This window comes from [Clostridium] innocuum (assembly GCA_012317185.1).
Lineage (GTDB): Bacteria > Bacillota_I > Bacilli_A > Erysipelotrichales > Erysipelotrichaceae > Clostridium_AQ > Clostridium_AQ innocuum.
In genome coordinates this window covers 1,166,325-1,191,515 of the sequence record CP048838.1, presented here as the reverse complement: position 1 = coordinate 1,191,515, position 25,191 = coordinate 1,166,325, and the positions used below count along the sequence as shown (strand labels likewise).

The following is a 25,191-nucleotide window of genomic DNA, read 5'->3' as shown; positions in this document are numbered from 1 at the left end:
GTCACATACCTCCGCTCAGTCCGATGGACATGGAAAGGACAACACCGATACCGGCAGCGATTGCAATCGCCACCAGAAAGGCCTCGGTTGCACGGGCAACACCGGACAGATAATCCCCGGAAACCGTATCCCGTATGGCATTGGTGATGGCTAAGCCGGGAACAAGCAGCATGATGCTGGATATAATAAGGATATCGACATCCGTATCCGGACAGAGGGCATGTGCCCCCAGTGCCGCAAGCGCACCGCTCGCCGCCGCAATTGCATTCGTAAAAAAGCCGTGCAGGCCGCGCTGTTCCATAAGGGCGCTTACCGCTTTAATCAGCAGTCCGATCAAAAAGCTGCATCCTGCCTCCAGATAATTTCCACCGAAGAAAACCGCAAAGCCACCTGCACTCAATGCTCCGAAGAACATGATTATCCAAAAGGAATAGCGCTGTTCATTTTCTATTTCTCTCAGCTTTAGCGCCAGCTCCTCGATTGTGTAATTCTGCACGGCGGTTTCTCTTGAGAGGCTGTTGATCTTATCAATGCAGTTTAAATCCACACCGCGTGTATGCACACGAAGAATTTTTGTATGTGTTTTGCTGGCAACCGTGATGGAGAACATGATGCCGGTTGTGGTAACGAAGCTCTGTGCATCCTCCACCTCGGAAAAGCTCGTGCAGAGCCGCACCATCGTTTCCTCCACCCGATAGATTTCCGCTCCGCTTTCTATGAGCAGTTTCCCTGCATAGCTGGCCACATCCAGCAGCTGATCTGTATTCATGCACAACCCCTCAACTTTCCTCTAACAGTATAGCGGATTCGAAGGGAAATGGAAACAGTTTTGTAAACAATATACAAGAAAAAAGCAGAAGCTACACACTGTTTTCGTTTCGTATCCTTGTTCATAAATTTCCAGGCAAATAAGTTCACCTTTTCAAACAATCCGGGTATACTATGTACAGAAAGCGAGGGATATCAAATGAATATAACCTTTCAGGGAAATCCTGTGACAATAAAGCATGAGGCAGTGAAGGAAAACGAGACATTAAAGCCGTTTACTGCTATACGAAATGATATGAGCGAGTGGCGAAGTGAGGACAGTACAGGTACACGTATTTTCCTCAGTGTACCTTCCCTGGATACCGGTGTATGCAGTATGGAGGTCGCAAAGTTTATCAATTACGCAAAGGAGCTAAAGGATGTTACCGTCTGTGCAATATCCATGGACCTGCCATTTGCTCTTGAACGCTGGTGTCAGGCAAAAAACAATGAAAATGTAATTACATTGAGTGATTACAAGCTGCACAGCTTTGCAGCGGCAACTGCAACCTATGTCGAAGAGTTAGGTTTACTGACGCGGGCAGTATTTGTAGTTGATAAGGACAATATCCTGCGCTATGTCGAGTATGTCAGGGAAATTACAGACGAACCCGATTATGAGGCTGTTCTTTCCTGTGTGAAAGGCATCTGAAGGTACTCGTAATAACAGAAGCTGAATGCAGCATGCAACATGAGTCTGCAGGGCGCATGTTAAAAGTGAATGCAATAGCTTAATTTCTGAAAGGCAGACGATTGATAAACGTATCGTCTGCTTTTTGGTTACTCCTTTCGAAAAGGAAGAAGATATGGATTTCCATTATCTCTTCATACCAATGCAGAATAAACAGCTTCACCGCTCACCCGCACACTTTTCATTGCCTGCAACCCTTTGAGATTCAGGATGTCCGTAAGCAGGAAGCTTTATGGAAGACTTGATTCGATGTGGTCGACCTCTTTATATAAAAAACCGTAATCATGTAGTTATGATGCAAGCTGCACCATATACAGCAGCTCTTTTCACACAGCTGTTTGCTATCCATGGACTTACTCACTGCTTTTAGCATACGACTTTCTCTTATCCTACTTGTATATACCGATATGATTTCTTTTTACTTCCGCAAGCATTCCCATAGCTTTTCTGTCAGCTTTCTTTAGATGATTGTATTAAAAAGCAGCTCCCCTTATAATAATATTTGATAAAGAAAGGGAGGTTTTTATGAAACAGGAGCGCGTAGATAAAATCAATTACTATCTGGATATCGCAGGAACAGTCGCACAGAGAAGCACCTGCCGCAGAAGAATTTACGGTGCGGTAATCGTTCAGCATGATGAAATTGTCTCCACCGGATATGTGGGTGCCCCTCGGGGACGTACCAACTGTCTGGATCTGGAATACTGTATCCGAGAGAAGCTGCAGGTTCCAAGGGGAGAACGCTATGAATTATGTCGGAGTGTCCATGCGGAAGCAAATGCAATCATCAGTGCACAGCGCAGTGAAATGCTGGGAGCCGATATGTTTCTGGTAGGCTATGAAGCAGTCAGCGGGGAGCTGATTCAAAGCTCGAACAGCTGTTCCATGTGCAAGCGAATGATCATCAATGCAGGAATTTCAAAAGTCTATATACGGGATACGCCTTCCCAATACCGTATGATTGATGTATACAACGACTGGGTATTGCAGGATGAATCACTCGACGGTGTCTTAGGATATTAACACTAATTCCTGCACTCCACTTCCCTTTTCCGTCTTTATGCTATACAATTATATGCAAAGGAAACGGGGCGTGTGTATGGACAGAAGCATCAGAATCATTATGAATCCAAAGGCAGGAAAGCAGACGGCAAAAACGGCTTTATTTACGTTATGTGACCGGTTTTGTGCCATGCAGGATACGATACAGGTTTATGTAACCCAGTATGCGGGACATGCACAAAAGCTTGCGAAAACCAGTGAAGGCTGCTGTGATATTCTCGTATGCATCGGTGGGGACGGTACCTGGAATGAGGTGATCAGCGGCATTATGGAAATAGACAACAAGCCTGTGCTTGCCTATCTTCCAAGCGGGACAGTCAACGATTTTGCGGCTACGCTGAAGCTGCCGAAAAGTGCTGGAAAGCTCATGGACACCATTGCACAATACCGTCCGTTTTCCTGTGATATCGGCCAGTTCAATAACCGCTATTTCACCTATGTTGCGGCGTTTGGTATCTTCACAGAAATTTCCTACTCCACACCGCAAAGCACCAAGAACTCCTTCGGAAAAATCGCATATTTTCTGGAAGGCGTCAAGCAGCTGACAAATATTCCCCGCTATCATGTCAAAGCTGTCATTGATCAGGATGAAGTCATTGAGGATTCCTGTATCTTCGGCTGTATCACCAATTCCAAGTTTGTGGCAGGCTTTACAGCTGTGAACTCCGAGGATGCACAGCTGGATGATGGGCAGTTTGAGCTTCTGCTCATCCGGGTTCCCAACAATCCCCTGGATGTACAAAATATCATTGCGGCGCTGATAAAGCATGAGGTTAATGAAACCTGGATGTATTTTCGAAAGGCCTGTGATATCCGCATAGAAGCCCGGGAACAGATTCCCTGGACACTGGATGGTGAGGATGGGGGAAGCACAGCACTTGCCCATATCCTGAATAAAAACAGAGCGGTTACCATTCTGGTATAGCCGCTCTTTTCTTATCCGTTAAAATTTACTTTATTAAACTTGGCGCTGTTCTTCCCCTTGCCCAGTGTTTTTTCCAAAGCTTTGGTGCGGGGCTTCTGCTTGGCTTTGCGGGCCTGCTCCAGCAGCTCTGCTGTACTCTTCTTTTTTTTATCAGCCATGTTATGAACCTCCTTTTTTCAATACATCCAACAGACTCTGCACATCTTCCACGATGCAGTCAGCGCCTGCTTCCTTTAGCTCCTCACGGCTTCCGTATCCATATAATACGCCAATCGTGCGCATGCCGTTCTTTTTCCCACCGATGATATCGTGCCGGCGATCTCCGATCATCACACACCGTTCAATTGGCAGCCGGTACTTCTGCACAGCATAGGCAATGACATCCGCCTTATCGCTGCGGGTACCATCCATCGTGGCACCGCAAATATCCAGCATATAGGAATCCAGCTTAAAATGCTTCAGGATGGTACAGGCGAATTCCTCAGGCTTACTGGTAGCGACCAAAAGCGTTTTGCCCTGCTTCTGCAATGCCTCCAGCAGTTCACGAATCCCCGGATATGCCACGTTTTCCAGCATTCCCTGCTTGCGAAAATAAACGCGGTAATCCGCAATTGCCTGCAAGGCCTGCGCCTCGTCAAAGGAATACAGCTCCATGAACATATCCTTTAAGGGCGGTCCGATAAATGCGCACAAATCATCCGGATTTTCCACATGAATACCGGCTTTATCCAAAGCAAAGGCTACCGATCTGGTAATACCAACCTTTGGATCTGTCAATGTTCCATCCAAATCAAACAACAGGATATCCTTATCCATCATTTTCCTCCTCCAATATTGTATATAATTCCCGCAAATCCCGAATTTCATAGGTTAACGGAAGCTGCTTGTGATTCTTTTTCCCATCAGGATTATACCAGCAGGTGGAAATACCGGCATTGATACCTCCCTGCATATCGCTGGATAACGAATCACCAATTATGAGGGTCCGATTCCGCTTCGCTCCATTTAATCTGGCAAAGCAGTGATCAAAATAGGATCGATCCGGCTTCCGAAATCCGATTTCCTCCGATACAAACATATGATGGAAATACGCGTCCAGACCGGAATCCCGCAGACGCGCATACTGTGTTGCGACAACACCGTTGGTCACGATACACATACGATACTGCAGATACAGGCGGCGTACCACCTCCATAGCATGCGGTATCATATCGTGCCCTCTGCCCAGCTCCTTTTGATAGATATCCTCGAAGGCGATGCCATCATCCGCAATACCGAATTCACGAAACAGCTTTCCAAACCGTGTGTAAATCACTGCTTCCCTTGAGATTTCGCCTTCCTCATACGCTGACCACAGCTGTGCGTTTATGTCCTGATAGCGTTTCTTCATTTCATTTGTCAACGGGTAATGATGCAGATCAAATACCCTCTGCAGAGCCCGCTTTTCCGTTGCATCGAAATCGAGCAGCGTTCCGTCTGCGTCAAATAACAGCGTCGTAAACTTCATATGTTCTCCTTATGTGATAATGCGTTTCTTCATCCATGAGCCGCTTCGATACCGCCAGTAAAACCAGAGTATGCGAAAGAGCCAGTCGGTAAACATCGCGAGCCAGACGCCCAATACACCAAGCCCCAGTATCACCCCTAGCAGCCAGCTCAGACAGATTCTGCACAGCCACATGGATACAATGGAGATGCACATTGTAAAGCGCACATCTCCGGCTGCACGCAATGCATTGGGAAAGGTGAAGGATGCCGGCCACAGCACCATGGCGAATATGCCGTGATACAGCAGCAGCTCCAATGCGGTATCATACGTCTGTGCACTTAAATTATATATGTTCAGAAGCAAAGGCACAAGACACAGGATGATAAGATTTACTGCAAGCATGGATATATATGCGATTTTCATTAGTTTTTTTATGTAGAGACGGGCCTGCGCATAATCCCCAGCCCCAACGCACTGCCCTACGACCGTTATCATTGCAAGTCCGATTGCGGCAGCGGGTATGATTTCCATTTGTGCAATATTGTTCGCTACGGCATTGGCCGCTATCGCAACCGTACCAAAGCCCGCAATCAGTCCCTGAACAAGGATTTTTCCTATCTGGAACATACCGTTTTCCAAACCGTTTGGTATTCCGATTGTCAATATACGGCGTATCATATCCGGATGAAATTCCAGCTTCCTGTAGGAATCAATATAAATCAGATTATCCGGACTGCGCAGCAGATACAGCATAAACAGGGAACCCAGAATACGGGAAACCAGCGAGGATATGGCAGCACCCGCCACCCCCATATGGAAGCCGTAAATCAAAACGGCATTTCCGAGGATATTGAAGGCATTCATGAACAATGAGGTAATCATTGAAATTTTGGAATTCCCCATGGAGCGAAACAGTGCAGCTCCGGAATTATACAGCGCGATAAACGGGTAGGACCATGCGGATATTTTAATATAAATCTCTGCATTCCACATGACTGCCGGCTCCACATCCGTAAAGACCAGCTGCAGGATTGCCGTACAGCCAATCAGAACGATTCCCATGATGATAACAGCAAAAATACCGGTTGAAACAATCAGCTGCTTTGCCGACACACAGGCCCGATCGCGGTCACGACCACCGAGATACTGACTGCAGACAACAGCGCCTCCGGTAGCCAGTGCGGCAAAGATATTGATCAGAAGGATGTTGATCGTATCCACAAGACTAAGACCCGAAACCGCCGCCTCGCCCACACTCGACACCATGATCGTATCGCTCATCCCGATCGTTACCGCCAGAATCTGTTCGACAACAAGTGGCAGAATCAGCCGCTTCAGATTCTCATTTGTAAACATTTCATCACACTCCCAATCATCCCTTTGAATGTTACTATTATAGCCCATATCAGGGAATGCGCAAGCAAATTGAGAAAACTCCTGCCGGAAGTGAAAAAGTTTTGCAGGGTATGCGGTTTCATTTCAAAAGTATGGTAAAATGGTTGCGGGAGCGATGTTTATGAAAGAGTTTTTGTTTGTCGGCCTTGGCGGTGCCGTAGGAGCGATGCTGCGCTATGGAATGTCCATGGTACCTGTAAAAAGTGAGTTTCCGTATATGACACTTCTCATCAATTTTCTCGGTGCAATCGCAATCGGGATACTGGCAGCAATGAGCATGAGGCAGTCATTGTTAACGGAGCACAGTCTTTTGTTATTGAAAACAGGGGTATGCGGAGGATTCACCACCTTCTCCACCTTTTCTCTGGAGGCGGTTTCCCTGCTGGAGCAGCATAAAACAGGGATGGGAATCACCTATATTCTGTCCTCCGTTCTTTTATGCCTGCTTGGAGTGCTGCTTGGCAAAGCAATGCTTCATCCTCTTTAATATGCGGAAGACGAAAAATCCTGCTAAGCAAAAAAAGGTCTGTATGCGTTGAGATAGTCTCTGCATACAGCCTTTTTGCACTCCATAACGGATTATCCGAAAAGCTTACACAAGCCTGCAGCGTGCATACCGGGAAGGGTCTGCTATGAATAGGCTAACACTCTCCCTGTTCTGCAATCAGACGCTGAAATTCATCCATCGGCATCGGACGATAATAATAGAACCCCTGAATCATATCACATCCATGCTGGCGCATATGCTCTGCCACAGTCTCATCCTCAACTCCCTCTGCCACGATCTGTACAGGAAAATGATGCAGTATATCCAGCAGACCATCCACAATCAGAAATTTATCGATATCCCTGTATGGATTCTGAAAAAGGGAGCGATCCAGCTTAATGATATCGATGGGAACCCTGGCAAGGACACTCATGGAGGAATAGCCGCTGCCAAAATCATCCAGCGCACAGCGAAATCCTGCCTTATGTATCGTATCCACCACCTTGATCAGCTTATCGGAATTATCCATGCTTATGCTTTCCAGCAATTCAAATTCGATGTATTCCTTCGGTATGTCAAACTGCTGAAACACTTCCATATATTCCTGCATGAACGGTTCATCCTCAAAGCTTGCCTTGGAAAGGTTAAAGCTGATGGGAACCATCTTCATCCCCTTTTGTATGCTCTCCTGTATCATTTTACATACCAGCTCAAACACCATTTGATCTACATAACGGATGTAGCTGTTTTCATTCAGCACCAGCAGAAACAATGAAAGAGGAATCATTGTACCATCTTCATCAAACCAGCGCAGCAATGCTTCTCCTCCGCATATTTTCAGGGTTTTGGCATCAACCTTAGGCTGAATATAAACCGCATAGGTTTCCTTGCGGCAGGCCTCGACTGTCTTCACCTCAAGCTGCGATCGCATTTGAAATTCCTGCAGCTGTTTTCTGGTAAAAAACTTAAAATCCGAGCTTTTCTTTTCATGCTCTTTTGATGTTATGCGGGCAAGCCATGCATATAAGCAGCAGGTTTCAAAATCCGCCTCCGGGAAATCCCGCAGACGACACACCCCCATGGAAAAAAACACTTTGTTGAAAAACCGAGAATCCTTCAACTCATAGCCCTTGTAGTCTCTTTGAATAAGCTCATCAATAATCTTCTTTTTTCGCCACTCATGAATGAGGAATATGAAATCATCCCCGCCTGTATACAGCAGATACTGTCCTTTCTTCAAACCCTTTGTGAAAGTCTTCAGAATCTGTTGAAGCAGCTCCTCCCCTGTTTCATGGTCATATCGGCCAAGAAAATATCGAAATTTCTTAACATTAAAATGCAGAAGAGAATATTCCTCGCGCGGCTGCAGCTGAGAAAAAACAGCCTGTAGCTCTGAACGATTGTACAGCACCGTACCATTGTTGTCAGTCTTCATAATATTTGACCCTTTTTTCCTTTATCTGTTTTATTTTACCACACTTTATTCATAAGATAACAGGAAAGTTTCCATCTGCCGGCTGTTTCCATTGCCCGTTTGTAGCAAGGGTAACGTGGAAGCAGGCTGCAGATGCGGATATCCGAAAGCGAACACGATTGTTATCATCATGCGGCGTAACAGCATTTCACCTGTGGTTGGAACGTTATGGAAGAGACTTCGCTGTTGGCAGCTGCCTCTGTCTTTTGGTGTCTGCTGATTTCACATACAGGAAAATGATCCCTCCTGCAATGAGCTGGATGTGATACGTTGCCACACGCCATAATATCATAACACTGCTCGCTTCTGTTCTACCAAACAGAACTGCAAATATCAGAATAAATGCGCTTTCTGTCCATCCGGTATCTCCGGGAAGAGGCGTTAAGGCATTCAGCATATGGATACACGCAGACATCAGCAAAACATTGATCAAATCAGAAAGGGACAAGGGTACCTGCAGCGCCAATGCCGCCACATAAGGAATTGCATAGAAAATTGTCATACGCAGAAAATTCAGAAGAACAGCCTCCACAATCATGCGGCGGTCCTCCTTCAGCTTTTTGATTTCCTCATTAAAGTATAAAATCTGTCCCTGCCATTTTTCCAGTGTATACGCCTTATTCTTCACAATATGAAAACGAAAGCCGACATTGACAATTCCACGGCTGATTTTCACATACAGCTTTGGAAATCTGGCCATCGTCCATAAAATCAGTATGACAGAGGCATTGATGGCAAAGCCAAGCAGCACCAGAAAAAAATAGATCTGAAAATGTTCCATTGCATAGGGAAACCGTGTAAGCAGCAGTATGCTCACATAAAACAGGACTGTACTCTGATAAAGGAAGAAATCCTTCCAAAGTACACTGGCGATATCACTGTACTGCATATCCAGCTTACGAAATGCATAGGTCTGAGCCACCTGTCCTCCGCCCAACGGGGTAACACCGTTGAAAAAAGCTGCAATATACGCATTGTGTATTCCGTCCCATATGCGGATATCCGTTTTATAGGGTTTTGCTATCCTGTATAAGACGATTCCCTGAAGCAGATAATAAGCGGTGCCCAGTACCGCAATAAGCACAATCCAATACCAGGATATATGAGAAATATTATATAAAACCTCTGCACAATCATCCTTTAACGCAAACCAGCAGGCAAAGGCTGTCAGTGACAGAAGCAATAGAATCTGTAGGATTCGTTTTTTCCAGGTAGTCTGCATAAAACACCCCGCTTTCTAAGCTCTCGAGTAAGTATAGCAGTTAAATCTTAACTTTCTCTAAATATTTTCATATCATTCTTCAAATCTTTTTCTACTCATGCTTCCTTTATTCTGATATTTCCTGTACCTTAAAAAGGTATGCAGCAGCTTGCTTCTTTATAGCAGAATACGAATTTCTTCTATTGAAATATACGAAAGCATCAAGGAAATCATGCAGAATGCCCTGTAATCCACCCCGCGTTTTTCCTATATGAAACACTGGTTTGCTTATTGCAATCCCAATCCATATGCTATAATGGAGGAAAGGCTTAAACATGCAACGTGAACATTCTAATTCCATTTGCAGGCTGGCAGAAAGCAGCTGCGTTTGCATATCCTCCATAATGGGGAGTTGTACCTACTTCCATTATGCAGACTGGCAGAAAGCGGGGATAGACTGTTAGAACGACAAAATAGACAAGCTCCAATCATTGTAGGAATCGACATGATTTTCTATACGTGTATTTGGTATGAGAGTCTTCACCTGTAAGAAAGGACATGATCATATGCTGCTGGATATATGTAAAGAACACAGAAAACGCTATGGCTGGCTGATTCGGCAAAAAAGAATAGCACTCGGCTATACCCAAAAGGAGCTTGTCGAAACGCTGGGTCATGCTGTTTCACTTCGCAGCTACATTGCCTTGGAAAACGGAAAAGCGCTGCAGGATATGGATATCTATGATCAGCTGTTTGCCCTGCTTGATCTGCAGTATAATTATGCATGCAATCCCAATCCCCTGCTGACGCCTTTTCTGCAGAAGCTCTTTGAAAGCTGGAACGCTTATGAGGAAGAGGCATGCTGTAGCTGTATCCGGGAGCTGCTGCTGCTTCTTTCCCCCTATAGACAATACAGCTGGGAGAGCGTGGTTTTAAAAAGTCTTTCCATCCTGCTGGATGCTTTGAAAAAGGACAGATTGCTGAAGTCAGAGGAATATGACTGGCTGATGCAGTTTCATAGCGTATTGCCAAGAGAATTGGAATCTGTGTATGCCTCCATCCTTTATCACTATCAATATACCCTTCCCCATGATCGAAATCAGCTGCGCAATCTGCTAACCATATTTCCTATGCTTTCTCATCCCGATTCTGTGAAAAACTGTATTACCTATGCGCTTCATCAGACAAATCTGGAGCATAATGACCTGCCTGCGTGGAAGCAGCTGCAGAAATTTCGAAAGAAGGAGGAGCACAGCGGAAACTGGACAGCATTGTTTGATCTGTATCACTGGCTCTGTCTGATCAGCGCCCGCATTCATGTACCTGCCTTTGAGGACCTGCACAGGATGTGTGAAAAGCTGCTGCAGGAGCATACAATCAAGGCAGAGCGCAGAATCACCTATTATTTCAATCTCTCGGGTGTTTATCATAACCAGAAGGAGTATGAGAAGGAGGAATATTATCTTTGCCTGTTTCTGAAAAATCATACCCGCCAGCTTCTGCCATTCATGTTTTGGTATATTCATAATCAGCGGCTTCAAGGGAAAGGAATTGAAAAGGTTCTTGCGCAATCCTATGATATGCGTGACTGCAGTGAACGTCTGCAGACTCTGTGGGGGTTTTATGAACTGCTGCCTCATGCGGATGCGCAGACTTCCCAGAAATATCTTATGAAGCGATGTCTGCCATTGATGAGTGAGCTTGCTGTGGAATTTCAAATCGTTTTTCTTCATGAGCTTCAACTTTTGATTCCCAAAACCAGATATTACAAGGATCTGCATCTTTATATGAAACAGCTGCGGCTGTAATCAAATTCCCTACACGGCTTACTTGAAGATTTTAATACATTGATATTGCAACAGCCTTGAAGTTCCCTTTTCTGATAAAGTGTTTCTGCACCTGATAAGGAATTCATCAGCTTAACACCTCTTTTCTCAGCAATCTGCAGATTTTCCATATCGGTGTACGGTTTCCTGTATACTTTGGGAAACAAGAGGAGGTAGTGATTATGGAATTACAGGAATTGTATGAACACTTTGAGGAGGAAAAAAGACTCTTTCACGGTTATGCAAGTCAGGTTGAGTACCTGACAACCATGCACTATATTCATCGATATGCAAATACACAGGCGCAGATTCTGGAAATCGGTGCAGGCTGTGGTGCATATTCTCTCGCCTTAGCGAAGGAGGGGTATTCCCTTACTGCGGTGGAACCGGTTAAAAAGCATGTTCAGATTATGGAAAGCAGAAAAACAAGGGATATGGATATCACCATTCTGGAATGTGATGCCGCACACCTGCCGGAGGACTGGAATTCAAAGTTTGACATGGTTCTCTGCTTCGGTCCCCTGTATCACCTTTCGAGAACACAGGAGCAGCTACAGGCTATCGAGGCAGCCTGCCGGGTATGCAAAAACAAGGGCATCCTGATGTTTGCCTATATTCCACACGATATGGTTATGGCAACGGAAATCATGCATGTGGAGGGATTCCTTACGGGAGATGAATTTGATACGAAAACCCTGCAGCTTCACAATGACCCGTTTGTGTTTCATGACGAGCAAAGCATAGATGAGCTGTTTCATCCCTTTCCCTTAGAAAAGCTGAAGCATGTTGCGGCAGACGGTCTTGCGGAATTGATGAGTGAGCGTATCAATCGCTTTACTTCAGAGGAATTTCAGGTATGGATGCGATACCATTTGAAAACATGTGAAAAACCATCCTTTTTGGGACACAGCAATCACAATCTTTTCATTGCACAAAAAAACAGCCGTTAATCTTTTCTGTTTGAATCTATACAGGAATGGATGCCATCAGGCAGTGCAACCCGTGCCCGTCAGGTTGCCTGATAGAAAAAGCTAATATAGCTACCCCTGCATGCTGTGCATGCTTTCACAGGAACTTTCCCGCCACAAAAGCGACTTTTCGAGCGGTAGTTTTAACATACCTTCATTTTGAACTATCAAAAGCAATGCTATGTATGCGACTGCATCGGTAATGTAAATTGGTAGATGCTAACAGATTTACAGCTTCTTGAAAATTCAATTGCATCTGTCGTCCATATTCTGTATAATGAGAGCGTGGCGGCTTTTAAAGGAGATGGTTCTGTCCGGCGCACTTGACGCTGTTGAAGGCGTAATGAAGCGAAACGTGGAAAAGTAGAAAATGATCAGAAAACAGATATAAAACAGCCTGTATCAGACAGGGTTTATATCGTGGTCATTGTATCAGCTACTTCCACAGAAATGTTTATAACAGCCTGTGGGATATCCACAGGCTTTTCGTAAGCTGCCATCAGGAAAAGAAAGGACAGAACAAATGAAAAAACTATTTACCATGGCAATGCAAAAACCGGCATTGTATGAAACAAGCAAGGACAATATCTGGAGTGATCCGCATACTGTAAAACGTATGCTGAAAGCACATCTGGATACTACCGAGGACTCCGCAACTCGTAGGATCGAAACCGTGGAAAAAGCCATCAACTGGATAAGCAGGCAGTTTCCAGCGGAAAGATATCCGACACTACTAGACCTTGGCTGCGGACCCGGTGTTTATACGGAGCGCTTCTGCAAAAAGGGATATGCAGTCACCGGTGTGGATTTTTCCGAGCATTCGATTACCTATGCAATGCATTCTGCCAGACAGCAGCAGCTTTCCATACACTATCTGTGTGCTGATTATACACAGCTGCACATGAACAGCAGATTTCACATCATCACCCTGATTTACTGTGATTTTGGTGTATTGTCTGCTGTGGACAGAAAAAAACTGCTGGCTTCCGTTTACAGCTGGTTACAGCCGGAGGGCGTCCTGCTTTTTGATGTATTTCTTCCTTCCCGCTACGACGGAGTCCCTGAATCTAAAACATGGGAAATTACAGAAGATGGCTTCTGGGCGGATGAGCGATGCCTGACTCTGCATGATGTTTTTCGCTATGAGGAAGACAATACTGTTTTGAACCGATATATCGCGATAACAGAGGATGATATCCGTCAGTTTCATGTATGGGAGCATACCTTTACGAAAGCAGAGCTGCAGGAAGCACTGCAGGAGGCAGGCTTTACAAACATAGCATTCTTCCGTGATATGAACGGAAATCCATGTGGTGATTATGATCAGACAATGTGTATCGCCGCCTGTAAAAGCAGAACTAACGCAACGGATATAGGCAGTGATGGCTGATTGCGGCAGATAATTTACGAAATCTCCATTCAGATATAGCTAGCAGGAAATGACACAAGGCTCTCTTTCATGGGAGCCTTTTTTTGAATAGAGACTTCCTGGGACTGTGCATTCATGTATTCATAAGTATCGCTTTATTAGCATAAGCAGCTGAGGAACAAAAAAAGCCGCTCTTTGGATGTGAAGAGCAGCACCATCGGGAGTTTATAGAGAAGATTGATGGCATGGTTATTGTATCACCTTTTTTTGTATATGCAAACTTATTTGCTCACAGTAATATTGTGATACTCATATGATTGTTCGCTGTCATAGATTGAAAGTAAGCTGTGCAGCAGCGATATATTCACTATGCCCATGGTATGAAGGGAAGTGCTTTGATACGCAGTTGTGTTTCCCTATGAAGGTTTGCTGGCTACCAGGTGCTGTAGCTATGAATAAGCAGTATGCCATACCCTTTTAGGATTTCAGGAGTTGTGTCGCAATATGCAAAAAGCGATGTGCATGATCAATGATATTGCAGAGACGGCAACCTGAGAAATGGATGGATCAGGTACCGCGGTTCCTGTAATTTTTACGATTTTCTTATTGCCATAAATCTTTTTCTGTGATAATATAATAAAGCGTTAAAGCCTAGGGGTATAGTACAATGGTAGTATAACGGTCTCCAAAACCGCTGATGGGAGTTCGATCCTCTCTACCCCTGCCAGTTTACATCTTCAGATGCTCATTCGAGCATCTTTTTTTTCATCATCTTTGGGAAATACAGGAGGATCATAGGCAGCTGTACCTTTTTCTGATACAATCTATACAGGTGATGTATATGATTGAGCTTCCTGAAGCAAGAACAATAGCAGCAGATTTACGTAAAGAGGTTCTTGGAAAAACTATTCAAAGTGTGTCCGGAAATTTCACAGATCACAAATTCACGTTTTATTATGGTAATCCGGATACCTATCACGATCGACTGAAAAACAAAGCCGTAACCGCTGTAGTAGAGCGCAGCTTCTACGTGGAACTGGAGATTGAGGATGAGGTGCTGACCTTTCGTGATGGAGCAAATATCCGATGGTTTGCAAAACCACAGCAATTCAAGAAAAGCAAGCTGCTGCTTATGTTTACAGATGGAAGCTGTCTGCACGTTACAACCTCCATGTATGCGGCAATACATGTTTTTCCAAAGACTGAGGGTGCACAGGATGCCTATTATGAGGCAGAGCTGAAAAGCTGTTCTTTGCTGGACGAGTGCTTCACGTACGAAAATTTTTTAAGCAAGCTGCATCATGAAACAGAAAAGCTGAGTGTGAAAGCCTTTCTGGCGACAAAGCAGAGGTTTATAGGAATCGGAAACGGTGTCTGTCAGGATATCCTGTTTTATGCGGGACTGCATCCGAAACGGAAAATGAATACACTGACAAAGGATGAAGTAAACACATTGTTTTTCTCAATGAAGCAGACGCTGCAGCAGATGGTACAGGAAGGCGGCAGGGATAGTGAGAAGAACATTTATGGTGAAAAGGGCGGGTATCACTGTGTCATGTCAGCAGGGCATTATAAGGATGGCTGCCCGAAATGCGGAGGCAGAATTCAGAAAGAGCAATATCTGGGGGGAAGTATTTATTACTGTCCACACTGCCAGAAATAAGAAAGCCGCCGGATGTAACGGACACCGGCGGTTTCTTTGTGGATTCCATATCCAGAATTATGGAATTAAATGAATATGCCACAGTATACAGGTAGTATGTGGCTGTAAGAACTATATCATAGGTACGAAAAGGCAATCTAAACAAAATGTAAAGCTTTTATAACAGAAGTGAACTGGCAAGCTTCCTATATGTGCAGTATCTGCTCTTTTCGCCCTTCAGATTCTTTGTATAGCATAAAACACGCATGCTCTTCACAAGGTTCTTTCTCGATTGTGGGTAAACTTAACATAGGGAGACTTCCATACGATTGCAGTTATCAATAGAAGTTGAAGTCTCCCTTTTGCAAACACCCTAAAGTAAGAAAGAACCCTTCACAATTTCATGCGTGTTTTTTCTTGCGTATATCACTGTCAGTACTTCTCATCTGTCCACTGTGATTTCAAATACTTCAGAAGACCACTGCAGCCTTCCATCACATCGGTAAACGTAGCATCAAAGTTACCAGTATACCATGGATCGGCAATTGCGCCCGGGCGGCTTGTAAAGTCAAGCAGCAGATACAGCTTATGCTTTGGATCACCATGAACAATACGTTCCATGTTTCTCATGTTTGCGCTATCCATACCAATCAAATAATCGTATTTTTTATAATCTGCTTCACACATCTGTACAGCCCTGTGATTTCCTATCGGTATTCCTTCTTCACGCAGCTTACGGCGTGTTCCATAATGAACTCCGTTTCCGATTTCTTCGCGGCTTGTGCCGGCGGATGAAATATAAAATCTGTCCTGCATTCCTTCTTTTTTCACCAAATCCTTCATAACATATTCCGCCATTGTGGATCGACAGATATTGCCGTGGCAAACGAATAGTATTTTTATCATGTGCTCATATCTCCATCTAAGTCTTATGTTTCTTTCCAAACGCTTGATATTTCAGGGTTTTCCGTTTTTCAAGGTATCCTCTCATATCTTTTCGTGTTTTCTCATGTCTTCTCCTGCAATCCTTGTAAATCCATCGGTAAAGCAAGCATCCTTACCAACGGGCTTTTTTAATCCTTCGCTATCCGATATACTACTTCCTCTGCATATCGAACTTCACATGGGTGTATGTGTTCAAGGCTACACTGATGTCTGCGTGACCCAGAATATACTGCAAGGTTTCGGATCTATCTCGAATTTTGTCAAATAGATCTATTTGCTGTTTCCGGGTATTCACTTCTCTGGTAACAGAATCATTGACAATGGCAGATGCCAGTTCAAATGCCAATGGATTTTTGCGAAGAAAATCATCGTCCACTGCCATCTGAGCGGTTCTTTATCATTTCATCTTTCTATTCAGTCATAAATCCGAAATTCATATCCGTCTTCCGGTTCTCCTATGGGATATCCCAGGATTTCCTCTGCTCTGCGCTGAAACTGCGCAAACCACGCATCCCATTCCTCCTGTGGAAGCTCTGCGTAAAACTGCAGACCACTGGTCTCCAAAGAAGCCTCAATCAGCTTTCCGTCACATCCATACCATTGCGGACAGCCATCACTAAAGCCCCGATAATGCGGCAGCTGTGCAAACATTTCTACCAGCTCATTCCATAAGTTTTCCGGTATGGAATAATGTATATTCAGATTATGATTATGTATGTCCATGTATGCTTCTCCTTGTTAACATTTACGTAATCGAATGCTACGCTCACTTATAATGCCTTCCATTTCATCATCGCCTCATATTCTTTGCCAACCTTGTGCAGAATATCGACATATCCACAGCTGCTGTATCGTTGCGACGTCTCTGCATCAAAAAATGAATTGAAGCTTCCATAGAAGACATCTGCAATGCTATCTTCATATAAGATAGCGTGTCAGTCCGTCGAATCAGTAATATCTGTTTGATATTTGGTCGTATATACCTGTTCACAAATCCCCCTGCGGCAACGATTTGCAGTGACCTGGAAAGAATTTCATCGCCCTGATGCTCCTGTGAAGTTTCATGAATCCGCGAATCATGCATCTCTTTCCTATCCGGACTACCTGCTACCGTCCATGGTATCATGAAAAGCACAGATTGACAAATCCCTTTCTATAGATTTTTCAGTTTTTCCATAATTTCAGCATATTCCTTCTCCAGTACTTCCCGATCACCTGATGCCTGTATGAGTCGATGTGCCACCTCACTTCTGCGCATATCCAGAATCATTCGCTTTGTCGCTATATCCGGATCGATTTGTCCCTGCTTTTTACTGCATGACTTCACACAGTCCTGCGGCATGGACAGCGCATGCTCGCGAAGCTCCCATACCTCAGTTGCGACCTCTTTGATAAATGCCGCATCATGAGATACAAACAATACACTTCCCTCATAATTTTGCAGCAGCTTTGTGATACAGCGAATGGAAGGAAGATCGAGATAATTTGTCGGCTCATCCAGAAGCAGCAGATTGCTGGAACCTACCATCAGCTTCGCAAAGCCAAGCCGCATCCGCTCTCCACCGCTTAACACAGCTACCGGCTTTTTCAAATCCTGTTGTTGAAATAACAACCGATCCAGAATTGTGCGCACGACATGCTCCCCCTGCACACTATCCGCCATGGCATTCTCATATACACTTTGCTCATCCTTCAAATTCTCAAACTGCTGAAACAATCTGCCAATCTTCACCTTTGGTGCCTTCCATATCGCAGGATTTCCTTGTACAATCGCTTGCAGCAGCGTTGTTTTGCCACAGCCGTTTTCTCCAACAAGAGCTACTCTACTGTGATTTTTCATAAAGAAATGCACATTCTTTAGCACATTGTGCCTTCCATAGGAAACACTTAGTCCTTCTGCTTTCAACAGCCATTTTCCTTTTGGCAGATCCAGCGCCTGTACATCCATCACAATTGCTTCTTCCTCTTTTAACACCTCAACCTTTTCCAAATGCTCCATACGGCTTGCAATCGCATCCGCCTGCCGATACATCGCCTTACTGATACCGTCCTTGGACTTTCGAAGCGCGACCTTTCCCCGCATTTTACGTTCACTGTTTGAAACATTTCGCGGCTTCCGCTTCGCCTTTTGTGCCTGCTTTATTTTTTGCTCATACGCCTTTTGCAGCTGGTGACGCTGCTTCTCGATTGTATCGTAGCGGTGCTGCAGATATTTTCTATGTTCCTCTTTCTGATAAAGATAGCTTTCATAATTACCTTCATATATGTGCAGCCTGCCATCCTTAATTTCAATGATCTGGTTGCATACCTCCTGTAACAGGGAACGCTCATGCGTAACCAGTACAAAGGAATCCATATTCTGCAGGGCTTTTTTCACAAAGGCAATTCCCTGCTGATCCAGATTGCTTGTCGGCTCGTCCAGAAGATACAGATGACAGGGGGTGCTCAGTGCTTTTGACAACCGCAGCCTCTGCTGTTCCCCACCGCTTACCTGTTTCTTCAATTGCAGATGAGAAACAGATAATTCCCTCAGTAGTCTTCCATCCCCATAAGAAACCTGTTGTGACAGCTGTTCAAAATAGGAAAGCGTACAAAATCTACGTACAACACCTTCTTCAACCACACACACTCCCTGTAAAATCCGCAAAAGTGTGGTTTTTCCGCATCCGTTTGCGCCAATCAGTCCAATCCGCTGACCCTGATGAATCTGCCATACCGGTATATGAAGCAGTTCTTTATCATGAAACCTTTTTATTACATGCTGTAATTCCAGCAGCATAGAATCCCTCCCTATGAGCGGGTGGATTATCATATATAAAAAATCTATGCTCAATATCTATCTTACCTGCATTCTACATGCATTGAAGTATAAGAAAAGAACAGATTGATAAAAAAACACAATGATAATTTAACCCACAGTCCGCAAAACAGTACATACGCTATGGTATGTCTGCTAGTTTTCACGTTTTTGTAAATTAGATTATCAAATTCTCATCGCAGCTGTTCCTCTGTCTTTCTAAATCCTTTACTTAATATTATACGTTAGGACACTGATACGTCAAGTGATTTTTTAGAGACTCCTTTTCAGTGCTTCTTTTTATGCAAAGCATATCCGACTTTCATTTTCTTGAATCGTCTATAATATCAATTTTTCATAGTTGGTATACTGAAGGTAAAAGCCTAACATTATAGTATCAGAATAGTACTATCTACAAGAAATATAGAGGAATATATCATTCATACTTATGAAACATAACGAAAAGCTTATTAACATGCTATCCTCACACAGTATATACATGCTTCATACTGTAAACAGCAGCTTTGACTTATCTTTGTGTAATCTCGTCTTAGTCATTTGATCCTTTATGTATATCCGGTACCTTCAGCAACTGTTGCCTTACAACATTTTTTTCACAGACACTGATGAATGCGAGCAGCAGGTGTATTTTTACAAACACTGAACGGTATACATATCTTCTCTTTATGGAAAAACATTTCATATACAGGGACAAATTACGTGAAAAAGATGGTACAATAATAAGATGAAAGCAGGGGTGTATGTATGGAGTTTACCAATGCACAAATCCGGGATTTTGCCGGAAGTGATGAACAATATGAAAAAGCGAAAAGACTGGTGGATGAGCAGAGAATCGTATCTCTGGATATCGATGATTTTTCTTCCAGGGAAATCATCATGATCAACGCTACCATTAAGGATGGAAAGGACTACCGGGAAGTCAACATGTCCATCGACAAGGATGATGTAACGGTGCGCGCACATTTATGCAGCTGTCCGCAGCATGGGAAAGATACATTGTCCTGTGAGCACTGTACAGCTGTTTTAATAAAGCTGAATGAGGAGCATGAAAAGAAGCAGAAGGAGACGGATGCACATACCGCAGTTCAGCAGCATGACAGCTACGCCATTTCCCTTATGAATGCCTATGAGGAACAAATCATCTATTCCTCGCTGGCTATGAATCTGAAGCAGGCGGTACATATCGAGCCTGTTTTGGAGATTCGTCAGCGAACTATCCTGGCACTGACACTGAAGGTGGGGAATGCAAAGCGCTATATCGTAAAGGATATTGCACAGTTTCTTGACGATATCCGCAACAATGTGAAAAAAAGCTATGGCAAGGAGCTGGAGTTTCTGCATAACCGCTTAAGCTTTGATGAAGATAGTCAGAAGCTGCTTGACTTTATGCTGCGCCATGAGCATGATGTCCTCTATTTCCAGAACCGCCATGCACTGGAGCGCTGTCCACAGGCGCGTAACCTGTGTATGACACCGGATGCGCTTGATGAATTTTTCCAGCTGTACGCCGGTGAGGATATTATGCATCGCATGAAGGAAAAAATGCTGATCAACATGCGCTTTCTGGATGAAAATCCAAAGCTTACCATGGAAGTTAAAAAACAGGAGGATGACTCCTATGAAATCGCCTTGAGCTCTTTGAGCTATCGCATATTTGAAGGCCGCAGCCATGTATATTTGTTAATGGATCATATTTTGTACCGCTGTGATACCGCTTATTCCAAAGCCTGCAGCCGCCTGCTGCAGACATATCTGGAAAAGAAAAAACCGCTGCTGTTAAGCAGTGAACTCATGCCCACCTTCTATAATAATGTCATTATGAATACACGCCGGTATATTCCGCTGAGAGGTGTGGATATCTCTGCCTTTGCACCGCTTCCTCTGGAATGCCGTCTGTATATCGATATGCCCAAGCACAATGTGATTTCCGCACGCCTGATGTACTGCTATGGAAATGAGGAATACAACGCTTTCAGCACAAGTGCCCTGTCCACCTCCAGAAATTTCAATGATGAAATTTCGACACGGCTTGTCTTTACCCGTTACATGACCCGAATCGATGCAGTGGACGGCATTGCCTATATCGAGCATTCGCAGGATGCCATGTATGAATTTCTGAATCAGGGGCTGAAGGAGCTTGGCAATACCTGTGAGATATTTGCTACAGATAAATTTAAAAAGCTGCAGATCAAGGAGAGTGTCAATATCTCCATGGGTGTCCGCATTGAAAGTGATTTGCTGGAAATTAATTTTGATACCTACGATTTCCCTGTTAATGAGCTGCAGGAGGTCCTTGCCTCTTATCGTATGAATAAGAAGTATTACCGTATGAAAAACGGCTCCTTTGTCAATATCGAGGATAGTGCACTGCAGGAGCTCAGTGCAATTCTGGATGGTATGCACGTGAGTGAAAAGGAAATCAGCAGCGGTGTGATCAAGGTTCCCAAATATCGTTCTCTGTATATTGACAACAGTCTGAAGGATAGCGATATGATCAAGGTCGACCGGGATTCCTCCTTCAAGGATATCATTCGCGGCATCCGCAATGTCAAGGACAGTGACTTTGCAGTCCCTCCAGCGCTGAAGTCAACACTGCGTAATTATCAGAAAACCGGCTTTCGCTGGATGAAAACCATGGCTGCCTATGGCTTTAGCGGTATACTGGCAGATGATATGGGTATCGGTAAAACCCTGCAGGTCATCACGCTGCTGGAGGATGAACGGCTGCAGCGCAAAGATTCTTTGTCACTGGTCGTTTGCCCGTCTTCACTGATACTCAACTGGCAAAGTGAAATTGAGAAATTTTCCAAGACGCTGACGAGCATCATTATCAGCGGCTCCAGTGATGAGCGAAAGGTACAAATCCGCAGCTGTAAGGACTATGATGTCGTTATCACCTCCTATGACTATTTAAAACGGGATATTGAAGCCTACGAGGACTTCACCTTCCAGTATCAGATTATCGATGAAGCGCAGTATATCAAAAACCACAACACCAAGAATGCCATCAGCGTAAAGCAGATACAGGCCCGCCATCGGTTCGCCCTGACCGGAACACCGATTGAAAATTCACTGGCAGAGCTGTGGAGCATCTTTGATTTCCTAATGCCCGGCTATCTGTATACCTATTCCTATTTCAAAAAGCAGTATGAGCAGCCCATTGTCAAGGAAAACGATATGGGAATGCTGAAGGAGCTGAAACGTATGGTTGAACCATTTATCCTGCGGCGTGTGAAGAAGGATGTCCTCAAGGAACTGCCGGAAAAGGTGGAAAACACCATGCTGATTGAGCTGGATGAAGAAACAAGAAAATTATATATGGCCAATGTATCCCTCATACGGGATGACCTTAACAAAAGCTTTAAGGAAAAAGGCTTCGCAAACAGTAAAATCATGATTCTCAGTATGCTGACCAGACTGCGTCAGCTGTGCTGTGATCCGCGCCTGCTGTATGAAAATTATAACGGTATTGGTGCCAAAATCAGTGCCTGTATGGAGTTTATTGAAAGCTGCCGGGAATCCGGAAAAAAGGTTCTCCTATTCTCACAGTTCACCTCGCTTCTTTCGCTGCTGGAAAAGGAGCTGGTACGCCAGGATATCCCTTACTATTTGTTGAAGGGAAGCACACCGAAGCTGCAGCGGCAGCAGCTGGTAAACAGCTTTAACAGTGATGATACCCCCATCTTCCTGATATCCCTGAAGGCAGGCGGTACCGGCTTAAATCTGACAAGTGCGGAAGTCGTTATCCATTTTGATCCATGGTGGAACGTTTCTGCACAGAATCAGGCAACGGATCGCGCCTACCGCATCGGTCAGCATAACAATGTACAGGTTGTCAAGCTGATAGCAAAGGATACCATCGAGGAGAAAATCATGCAGCTGCAGAGTCTGAAGCAGGACCTCAGCGACTCCATTATTCACAATAACGAGGGAATCATCACCAGTATGAGCAAGGAAGAGCTGATGAATTTGTTCTAACGCCCTGCCTCTGTCTGACAAGGTCATGTACAAAAATAGAGATACTTACACAAGCTGAATTTCATTGCTATTTTTATAAGGCTGTCCTTTATAACAGCATGGCATAATGCACAGCTGAAGCTATCATAACAAAGACGCATATACATTTGGATACTCCCATGTACTGCGTCTTTTTCTATATCCAACCTTACTATAGACCTCTGAACGCTTTTCACAGCGCAATGGCTGCCTTACTCATTTGCGGAAGAGAAAGACATAGGGAAGCATGCTGGCAGCATATCTTTTCTCCGTTAAGCAACCGATTACAAGTTATTTCTTTCGCTGCTTATAAAAATGAGCGGTTTCTTGCATCTCATTCCCATATTAGCAAAGAAAAACGAACGATGCCTTCTGATTTTTAAATGCTCCATAACCGTATACAGCGAAGACATGCATTCTGTAGCCGCTTTTCCCCTTAAAATCATCAGTGGATTGCATACCTCCGCATTTTCTATCTGAAGCTGTAGAAAACGATATGATGTAGAATAGAGCCACTCTGCTGACTGTTGTGCAAATTTGTACTTTTTTCGGCAGCCGCCGCATAGCTTACAAACAGGTGATCCCATATGAAAAAAGAACTTTTATTTCCACAGGATTGTGACGGTGAGCAATACCTGCGCCGTCTGATAGACGCCTATCCTTATGATATTGAGGAAGCAAGAGTACTCGCCCTGCTTACCGCACAGCCGCACCCCAGTCCGTATCTGCTGGAATTTCTGACCTATGCCGCGACACTTTCAAAATTTCGTCTGTGCAGCAGTGAAGCAGCACGAAACCCTTCTCTGGACACCCTGTTTCAGAACATGGCCGTCCTGAAGCAAAAGGACAGCAGCCTGCTGCATATGCAGCCCTTTGGATTTGATGCTACCCTGCAGCTGCGTGTATGTGAGGTATCCCATCCCTATGCGCACCTTCCTCTGGAGCAGATTCCCTTTATTTCACAGGTACAGCTGCATCATGTACCACTCTTTCAGCAGCCGGATGCCACCAATATTTCTATTGAGCGCTCCTCCACCTTCATCTACCGCGATATCAGTATGGATGCAAATGCTTTTTTTGCAATGAGTATTGCGATTGCGGATAAAAAGGGCATTGTTTATCTGTCCAGAGAATGCGTACAGCTGGGCGTCTGTCTCGCCGCCCTGTATCCGCTCACTGCCTTGTCCCTGCAACAGGACTTCATTCTCATTTTTGCCTTAGCCTCCGCAAAGGATCAGGCCTGCTACTATTACGATGAAACGAATCAGATCACCATTGGACTGGTCAGCGGAACCCCGCGTATGCATCATATACGCTATCTCAAGGATATGCTGCAGACCCTTTACAATGCAATCTGCATGGAGAAGCACGATCTGCCCATTCATGCTTCCATGCTTCAGATGCAGGCAGGTGATACAAAGAAAGGACTGGTCTTTGCCGGAGAAAGCGGAACCGGCAAAAGTGAGCTGCTTGATGCCTGCCTTCGAGTCTGTGAACAGAAGGGGCTATCGGCAGCCCCCGTTTATGATGATCATGGAACCCTGCATTATCTGGATGAGGAAATTGTCAGCACCGGCGGAGAAATCAGTGCGCTGAAAAACATCACACATTCCCGTATCACCTCGGTATTCTCCACTTTTTCCGACAGCCTGTTTCTGATACAGGAAAATCAGGAGCTGTATCAGATTCTGCCGCTTATTCAGCATGCAAATACCCTGCAGTTTCACAAGGTTACACATTTGTTTTATCTGGATAATGTCAGCGATGAATACGGCTATCGGCGACTGGAAACACTGGATGAATGTCTGGACCTGTTCCGCAAGGGACCCTGCCGCAGAAACGGACAGCTGATTTCCTCCTATTTCATCAATCCGCTTGGCTGTGCTCAAAACAAGCCTGTCTGTGACGCCCTCCTGCGGGATTTCTTTACCATCCTCTATCTGCAGGATATTCCGGTCTATGTTCTGTACACGAGAAGGGCGGAAAACAATACGCAGCTGTATGAGGAATATACAGCCTCGATTTTACGTGAAATCCTTGGAAATGATTGCGAAAACGAAGACGAACCGCTATACTTATAGTAGCTGTACGTCAGG

21 protein-coding genes, 1 tRNA gene and 1 pseudogene are annotated in these 25,191 nt (G+C 44.5%); 11 read left to right on the top strand and 12 right to left on the bottom strand.

Annotated features, from left to right (window positions below):
• Position 1: 1 nt before the first annotated feature.
• Positions 2 to 769, bottom strand: a complete 768-nt coding sequence (locus G4D54_05815; GenBank protein QJA01975.1) for a threonine/serine exporter family protein — start codon at positions 767 to 769, stop codon at positions 2 to 4.
• 198 nt (positions 770 to 967) lie between these two features.
• Between G4D54_05815 and tpx the strand changes: the two genes are divergently transcribed.
• The 3 genes from tpx (at position 968) to G4D54_05800 (ending at position 3,485) form a co-directional block, all read left to right on the top strand.
• Positions 968 to 1,459 (top strand): thiol peroxidase, encoded by a 492-nt coding sequence (gene tpx / locus G4D54_05810; protein QJA01974.1) that lies wholly within the window; start codon positions 968 to 970, stop codon positions 1,457 to 1,459.
• A gap of 564 nt (positions 1,460 to 2,023) precedes the next feature.
• On the top strand, positions 2,024 to 2,521 hold the full coding sequence (locus G4D54_05805) for a cytidine deaminase (GenBank protein ID QJA01973.1): 498 nt from the start codon (positions 2,024 to 2,026) through the stop codon (positions 2,519 to 2,521).
• A gap of 76 nt (positions 2,522 to 2,597) precedes the next feature.
• Positions 2,598 to 3,485, top strand: coding sequence for a YegS/Rv2252/BmrU family lipid kinase (locus G4D54_05800; GenBank protein QJA01972.1), 888 nt, complete (start codon positions 2,598 to 2,600; stop codon positions 3,483 to 3,485).
• A gap of 11 nt (positions 3,486 to 3,496) precedes the next feature.
• Here the strand turns inward: G4D54_05800 and G4D54_05795 are convergent, their stop codons facing one another.
• Genes G4D54_05795 through G4D54_05780 form a run of 4 tightly spaced genes read right to left on the bottom strand, consistent with a single transcriptional unit; the run spans position 3,497 to position 6,330 of the window.
• A complete protein-coding gene (locus G4D54_05795; protein QJA01971.1) occupies positions 3,497 to 3,643 on the bottom strand; it encodes a hypothetical protein in 147 nt (48 codons plus the stop codon).
• Position 3,644: 1 nt separating this feature from the next.
• Positions 3,645 to 4,301 (bottom strand): HAD family hydrolase, encoded by a 657-nt coding sequence (locus G4D54_05790; GenBank protein ID QJA01970.1) that lies wholly within the window; start codon positions 4,299 to 4,301, stop codon positions 3,645 to 3,647.
• The gene (locus G4D54_05785) at positions 4,294 to 4,992 is read right to left on the bottom strand and encodes a noncanonical pyrimidine nucleotidase, YjjG family (GenBank protein QJA01969.1); all 699 of its coding nucleotides are present in this window, start codon (positions 4,990 to 4,992) and stop codon (positions 4,294 to 4,296) included. The genes G4D54_05790 and G4D54_05785 overlap by 8 nt, the downstream gene beginning before the upstream one ends.
• Positions 4,993 to 5,001: 9 nt before the next feature.
• Positions 5,002 to 6,330, bottom strand: a complete 1,329-nt coding sequence (locus tag G4D54_05780) for an MATE family efflux transporter (protein QJA01968.1) — start codon at positions 6,328 to 6,330, stop codon at positions 5,002 to 5,004.
• Between the two features lie 160 nt (positions 6,331 to 6,490).
• Between G4D54_05780 and crcB the strand changes: the two genes are divergently transcribed.
• A complete protein-coding gene (gene crcB, locus G4D54_05775) occupies positions 6,491 to 6,856 on the top strand; it encodes a fluoride efflux transporter CrcB (GenBank protein ID QJA01967.1) in 366 nt (121 codons plus the stop codon).
• 154 nt (positions 6,857 to 7,010) lie between these two features.
• Here the strand turns inward: crcB and G4D54_05770 are convergent, their stop codons facing one another.
• Both G4D54_05770 and G4D54_05765 read right to left on the bottom strand, forming a co-directional pair.
• Positions 7,011 to 8,291, bottom strand: a complete 1,281-nt coding sequence (locus G4D54_05770; GenBank protein QJA01966.1) for an EAL domain-containing protein — start codon at positions 8,289 to 8,291, stop codon at positions 7,011 to 7,013.
• A 205-nt stretch (positions 8,292 to 8,496) separates the two neighbouring features.
• A complete protein-coding gene (locus G4D54_05765) occupies positions 8,497 to 9,552 on the bottom strand; it encodes a flippase-like domain-containing protein (protein ID QJA01965.1) in 1,056 nt (351 codons plus the stop codon).
• 545 nt (positions 9,553 to 10,097) lie between these two features.
• Between G4D54_05765 and G4D54_05760 the strand changes: the two genes are divergently transcribed.
• The 5 genes from G4D54_05760 (at position 10,098) to G4D54_05740 (ending at position 15,357) form a co-directional block, all read left to right on the top strand.
• On the top strand, positions 10,098 to 11,339 hold the full coding sequence (locus tag G4D54_05760; GenBank protein ID QJA01964.1) for a transcriptional regulator: 1,242 nt from the start codon (positions 10,098 to 10,100) through the stop codon (positions 11,337 to 11,339).
• A 200-nt stretch (positions 11,340 to 11,539) separates the two neighbouring features.
• Complete coding sequence (locus G4D54_05755) at positions 11,540 to 12,307, top strand: class I SAM-dependent methyltransferase (GenBank protein QJA01963.1); 768 nt, start codon at positions 11,540 to 11,542, stop codon at positions 12,305 to 12,307.
• Positions 12,308 to 12,848: 541 nt separating this feature from the next.
• Positions 12,849 to 13,715, top strand: a complete 867-nt coding sequence (locus tag G4D54_05750) for a class I SAM-dependent methyltransferase (GenBank protein QJA01962.1) — start codon at positions 12,849 to 12,851, stop codon at positions 13,713 to 13,715.
• A 632-nt stretch (positions 13,716 to 14,347) separates the two neighbouring features.
• A tRNA-Trp gene (locus G4D54_05745) sits at positions 14,348 to 14,421 on the top strand.
• 114 nt (positions 14,422 to 14,535) lie between these two features.
• Positions 14,536 to 15,357 carry a formamidopyrimidine-DNA glycosylase gene (locus tag G4D54_05740; protein ID QJA01961.1) on the top strand — a complete coding sequence of 274 codons (822 nt, stop codon included), beginning with the start codon at positions 14,536 to 14,538 and terminating at the stop codon, positions 15,355 to 15,357.
• A gap of 411 nt (positions 15,358 to 15,768) precedes the next feature.
• Here the strand turns inward: G4D54_05740 and G4D54_05735 are convergent, their stop codons facing one another.
• The 5 genes and pseudogenes from G4D54_05735 to G4D54_05715 all read right to left on the bottom strand — a co-directional run bounded on the left by G4D54_05735 (position 15,769) and on the right by G4D54_05715 (position 19,060).
• A complete protein-coding gene (locus G4D54_05735) occupies positions 15,769 to 16,242 on the bottom strand; it encodes a low molecular weight phosphotyrosine protein phosphatase (protein ID QJA01960.1) in 474 nt (157 codons plus the stop codon).
• A 190-nt stretch (positions 16,243 to 16,432) separates the two neighbouring features.
• Positions 16,433 to 16,663: a hypothetical protein gene (locus tag G4D54_05730; GenBank protein ID QJA01959.1), complete on the bottom strand. Its 231-nt coding sequence runs from the start codon at positions 16,661 to 16,663 to the stop codon at positions 16,433 to 16,435.
• Between the two features lie 32 nt (positions 16,664 to 16,695).
• Positions 16,696 to 17,004 carry a hypothetical protein gene (locus tag G4D54_05725; GenBank protein QJA01958.1) on the bottom strand — a complete coding sequence of 103 codons (309 nt, stop codon included), beginning with the start codon at positions 17,002 to 17,004 and terminating at the stop codon, positions 16,696 to 16,698.
• A 47-nt stretch (positions 17,005 to 17,051) separates the two neighbouring features.
• A pseudogene (locus G4D54_05720) lies at positions 17,052 to 17,365 on the bottom strand (hypothetical protein).
• Positions 17,366 to 17,434: 69 nt separating this feature from the next.
• Positions 17,435 to 19,060, bottom strand: coding sequence for an ABC-F family ATP-binding cassette domain-containing protein (locus G4D54_05715; GenBank protein ID QJA01957.1), 1,626 nt, complete (start codon positions 19,058 to 19,060; stop codon positions 17,435 to 17,437).
• A 783-nt stretch (positions 19,061 to 19,843) separates the two neighbouring features.
• On the opposite strand from G4D54_05715, the gene G4D54_05710 reads away from it, so the two are divergent.
• Complete coding sequence (locus G4D54_05710; GenBank protein ID QJA01956.1) at positions 19,844 to 23,077, top strand: DEAD/DEAH box helicase family protein; 3,234 nt, start codon at positions 19,844 to 19,846, stop codon at positions 23,075 to 23,077.
• A 605-nt stretch (positions 23,078 to 23,682) separates the two neighbouring features.
• Positions 23,683 to 25,176 carry a hypothetical protein gene (locus G4D54_05705; protein QJA01955.1) on the top strand — a complete coding sequence of 498 codons (1,494 nt, stop codon included), beginning with the start codon at positions 23,683 to 23,685 and terminating at the stop codon, positions 25,174 to 25,176.
• Positions 25,177 to 25,191 lie beyond the last annotated feature (15 nt).

What these genes read in the sequence shown, in the direction of transcription:
- G4D54_05815 (QJA01975.1), bottom strand. Translation starts at nt 769, where the DNA reads ATGAATACAGATCAGCTGCTGGATGTGGCCAGCTATGCAGGGAAACTG.
- tpx (QJA01974.1), top strand. Translation starts at nt 968, where the DNA reads ATGAATATAACCTTTCAGGGAAATCCTGTGACAATAAAGCATGAGGCA.
- G4D54_05805 (QJA01973.1), top strand. Translation starts at nt 2,024, where the DNA reads ATGAAACAGGAGCGCGTAGATAAAATCAATTACTATCTGGATATCGCA.
- G4D54_05800 (QJA01972.1), top strand. Translation starts at nt 2,598, where the DNA reads ATGGACAGAAGCATCAGAATCATTATGAATCCAAAGGCAGGAAAGCAG.
- G4D54_05795 (QJA01971.1), bottom strand. Translation starts at nt 3,643, where the DNA reads ATGGCTGATAAAAAAAAGAAGAGTACAGCAGAGCTGCTGGAGCAGGCC.
- G4D54_05790 (QJA01970.1), bottom strand. Translation starts at nt 4,301, where the DNA reads ATGGATAAGGATATCCTGTTGTTTGATTTGGATGGAACATTGACAGAT.
- G4D54_05785 (QJA01969.1), bottom strand. Translation starts at nt 4,992, where the DNA reads ATGAAGTTTACGACGCTGTTATTTGACGCAGACGGAACGCTGCTCGAT.
- G4D54_05780 (QJA01968.1), bottom strand. Translation starts at nt 6,330, where the DNA reads ATGTTTACAAATGAGAATCTGAAGCGGCTGATTCTGCCACTTGTTGTC.
- crcB (QJA01967.1), top strand. Translation starts at nt 6,491, where the DNA reads ATGAAAGAGTTTTTGTTTGTCGGCCTTGGCGGTGCCGTAGGAGCGATG.
- G4D54_05770 (QJA01966.1), bottom strand. Translation starts at nt 8,291, where the DNA reads ATGAAGACTGACAACAATGGTACGGTGCTGTACAATCGTTCAGAGCTA.
- G4D54_05765 (QJA01965.1), bottom strand. Translation starts at nt 9,552, where the DNA reads ATGCAGACTACCTGGAAAAAACGAATCCTACAGATTCTATTGCTTCTG.
- G4D54_05760 (QJA01964.1), top strand. Translation starts at nt 10,098, where the DNA reads ATGCTGCTGGATATATGTAAAGAACACAGAAAACGCTATGGCTGGCTG.
- G4D54_05755 (QJA01963.1), top strand. Translation starts at nt 11,540, where the DNA reads ATGGAATTACAGGAATTGTATGAACACTTTGAGGAGGAAAAAAGACTC.
- G4D54_05750 (QJA01962.1), top strand. Translation starts at nt 12,849, where the DNA reads ATGAAAAAACTATTTACCATGGCAATGCAAAAACCGGCATTGTATGAA.
- G4D54_05740 (QJA01961.1), top strand. Translation starts at nt 14,536, where the DNA reads ATGATTGAGCTTCCTGAAGCAAGAACAATAGCAGCAGATTTACGTAAA.
- G4D54_05735 (QJA01960.1), bottom strand. Translation starts at nt 16,242, where the DNA reads ATGATAAAAATACTATTCGTTTGCCACGGCAATATCTGTCGATCCACA.
- G4D54_05730 (QJA01959.1), bottom strand. Translation starts at nt 16,663, where the DNA reads ATGGCAGTGGACGATGATTTTCTTCGCAAAAATCCATTGGCATTTGAA.
- G4D54_05725 (QJA01958.1), bottom strand. Translation starts at nt 17,004, where the DNA reads ATGGACATACATAATCATAATCTGAATATACATTATTCCATACCGGAA.
- G4D54_05715 (QJA01957.1), bottom strand. Translation starts at nt 19,060, where the DNA reads ATGCTGCTGGAATTACAGCATGTAATAAAAAGGTTTCATGATAAAGAA.
- G4D54_05710 (QJA01956.1), top strand. Translation starts at nt 19,844, where the DNA reads ATGGAGTTTACCAATGCACAAATCCGGGATTTTGCCGGAAGTGATGAA.
- G4D54_05705 (QJA01955.1), top strand. Translation starts at nt 23,683, where the DNA reads ATGAAAAAAGAACTTTTATTTCCACAGGATTGTGACGGTGAGCAATAC.